Genomic DNA, 2224 nt, shown 5'->3' with positions numbered 1-2224 from the left:
GTCCGCCGCGCCCTGGGCCCGGTGGCGGGCCGCGCTCGCCTGGCCGATCGCGGTGAACGCCACCGCGGTCGCGACCAGCGCTACCGCCACTCCGGCCGCCAGGACCGTCGCCGAGCCCTCCTCAGCGCCGGCACGTCCCTGCGGCCGACCGCGACCCGGCCTGTCCGGGCGGGGTCTTCCTCTGGTTCTCCTCATCGGTCCAGTCCCGGTTCGAGCGGGGCGACCGCCGTCGCCGTGATCGTCATCGACGGGGTCAACGGCCCGAGCGGCCGGGCCGCGGCCGTGACCACGGCCCGGGCCACCTCGCCGTCCTCGGAGACGGCGACCGACGCCCCGTCGGGCAGGTAGACCATCGCGACCGCTTGGGCGTCCTCGCCGCGGGCGGCGGCGATCGCGGCGCTGTTGGCCGCGTCGATCGCCCTGACCTTCAACCCGACCGCGGACACCGCCCACAACCCGAGGGCCAGCACCGCCACCACCGCGGGCAGTGCCGCCGCCATCTCGGCCGTGACAAATCCTCGTTGGCCTAGTGCGTCGCGGGCCCGGCGACTTTGATTGGGCGGGCGGCCCCGTTCCTGCTGGGATGGGCGCTCGTGCTTGCGGAGCGCGGTCCTGGGTCTCATGTCAGGGCCCTTTCGATCAGGGATTGCAGGGCGCTTTGGACCGTCCCCGAGGTCAGGACCTTCATCAGCACCCCGGCGAACGCGACGGCCGCCAAGGTCCCGAGGGCGTACTCAGCGGTGCTCATCCCGCTCTCGCCGCGCATCTTGGAGGCGAACCTGCCGCCCCAGCTCGGTTTCGCGCTGGCGCGCATGCGGCCCGGGCGCCATTCGTCGGGTTCGCCCGGGCCGGGGCGGCGGTAGCGGGAGGCCGGGCGGTCGTCGGGGACCTGCGGGGCCTCGGCGGTGATCGGCGTGCGGGCGCGGTTGCTGCCGGGGGACCAGGCCGGTTCGCTCACCGGGGCCAGGGTGAGGCGGACCGTGGGCTCCTCGACGTCGTCGTGCTCGGGTTCGGGTTCGTGGCGGGACGCCTTGCATCTCGGGGCGTTGCAGGTCGCGGTGCGGCAGGTGGGCCAGCGGATGGATTCGGGTCGGCAGGCGTCCTGGCGGGTGGCGGGGCGGCCCGGGGACGGGCGGCGGGTCGGGAGGGCGACGGTGGTCTCGGTGTGGGTTCGCATTGCGGTTCCTCTCTTCGGTTGTGGTGCAGGTCGGTCAGAGTCCGGGGCCCAGGGTCTCGGCGACGACGCCGAGGACGACCGGGCCGATTCCGGCGATGACGAACGCGGGCAGGAAGCACAGGCACAGCGGGCCCACGAGGGCGACTGCGGCGCGTCCGGCGCGTTCTTCGGTCTGGGTGCGCTGGTCGGCGCGGAGGGAGGCCGCGAGCTGTTCGAGTCCTCCCGCGATGGCCGCGCCGGTGTCGCCGGAGCGGTCGAGTTGGCGGGCGAGGCGTTCGGCGCCGGGGAGCCTCCCGAGTTCGGGGAGGGCTTCGGCGGCGGTGGCGCCGAGGCGGATCGCTCCGGCGAAGCGGCTGAGCCGGTCGCCTATATCCGATTCGTCGGTGTCGGCGACCGCGAAGGCGGCCTGCGGGAACGGGGCGCCGGAGCGCAGGCCCGCGGCGATCAGGTCGAGGGTCCAGGGCCAGTCGGGGGCGAGGCGCGCGGCGGCGGCCCGCTCCTTCCGGTCGGGGTCGGGGCGCAGGAGCCGGGCGGTGAGCCACCAGGTCGCGAAGCCGACGAGGATGCCGGTCGGTCCGCCGACGGCGATGGCGGCCCCGGTGCCCGCGAGCGGGCCGACGAGTCGTCGCAGCATCACGCGCCTCCCGTGCCGACGGAGCCGATGAGCAGGCCGGTCCAGGCGGCGCCCGCGGCCTGGAGCCCCATCGCTGTGGCCGCGGCGGCGATGCCGAGCGGGTTCGCGAGGAGGAACGCGACCGCCTCGGCCCCGAGCAGTTCGCCGAAGCCGATGCCGGCCAAGGGGAGTGCGATGAGCAGTGCGGCGGTGGTGCGGATCGACGCGGTCTGGGCGTGGGCCCGGGCGTTGGACTGCTCCGTCTCGCGGAGGTGCTCGGCGAGGCGGCGGCACAGTTCGGCCGCGGGGGCGCCGAGTTCGGCGGCGATGGTGAGGGCGGCCCGCAGGCGGGTCGCGGTGGCGGCGGCTTCTGCGGGCCAGTCGGGTTCGGCCGCGGCGAGGGCGCGGACCGGGTCGGTGCCCGCGGCCAGGTC

General features: G+C 75.8%; 5 protein-coding genes. All 5 read right to left on the bottom strand.

Translation table 11 applies throughout. The annotated features are described in order from the left end of the window. On the bottom strand, positions 1–195 hold a 195-nt coding region (locus DI269_RS29110), incomplete at its 3' end, for a pilus assembly protein TadG-related protein (RefSeq protein ID WP_408612294.1). Continuing rightward, complete coding sequence (locus DI269_RS13210) at positions 192–500, bottom strand: TadE family type IV pilus minor pilin (RefSeq protein WP_112136600.1); 309 nt, start codon at positions 498–500, stop codon at positions 192–194. The genes DI269_RS13210 and DI269_RS29110, both read right to left, overlap by 4 nt. Positions 501–619: 119 nt before the next feature. Then, positions 620–814 (bottom strand): DUF4244 domain-containing protein, encoded by a 195-nt coding sequence (locus tag DI269_RS29105; RefSeq protein ID WP_112136602.1) that lies wholly within the window; start codon positions 812–814, stop codon positions 620–622. Between the two features lie 397 nt (positions 815–1211). Next, complete coding sequence (locus DI269_RS13200; RefSeq protein WP_112136598.1) at positions 1212–1811, bottom strand: type II secretion system F family protein; 600 nt, start codon at positions 1809–1811, stop codon at positions 1212–1214. Continuing rightward, the coding region (locus tag DI269_RS13195) for a type II secretion system F family protein (RefSeq protein ID WP_198667398.1) at positions 1811–2224 on the bottom strand (414 nt) is incomplete at its 5' end. The genes DI269_RS13200 and DI269_RS13195, both read right to left, overlap by 1 nt.

Source organism: Glycomyces dulcitolivorans (assembly GCF_003265355.1).
GTDB classification, from domain to species: domain Bacteria; phylum Actinomycetota; class Actinomycetes; order Mycobacteriales; family Micromonosporaceae; genus Glycomyces; species Glycomyces dulcitolivorans.
This window is presented reverse-complemented; position numbering and strand designations above follow the sequence as displayed.